Below are 358 nucleotides of genomic sequence, written 5' to 3'. Positions count from 1 at the left end.
TTACCTTACCAACTAGCTAATCAGACGCGGGCCGCTCTAAAGGCGATAAATCTTTCCCCCGAAGGGCACATTCGGCATTACCACCCGTTTCCAGGAGCTATTCCGAACCTAAAGGCACGTTCCCACGTGTTACTCACCCGTCCGCCACTAACCCCGAAGGRTCCGTTCGACTTGCATGTGTTAGGCCTGCCGCCAGCGTTCGCTCTGAGCCAGGATCAAACTCTCAGGTTGAGTTGACATTGACTCCAGCTATTTGACCGAGGGGAAAACCTCAGTCGCGTATCTGGTTTGCATAGTTTCTTGACGAGTTCCCATCACACAATGACCAAGCCCGAAAGCTCGATCACCGTATAAATGG

Annotated in this window: 1 rRNA gene; it reads right to left on the bottom strand. The window is 52.4% G+C overall.

The features are described 5' to 3' along the window. Nucleotides 1-231: ribosomal RNA gene (locus AC1DMY_RS21110) — 16S ribosomal RNA — on the bottom strand; the annotation flags it as partial. Nucleotides 232-358: the final 127 nt, after the last annotated feature.

This window comes from Dyella sp. 01L423 (assembly GCF_056399945.1).
This window is presented reverse-complemented; position numbering and strand designations above follow the sequence as displayed.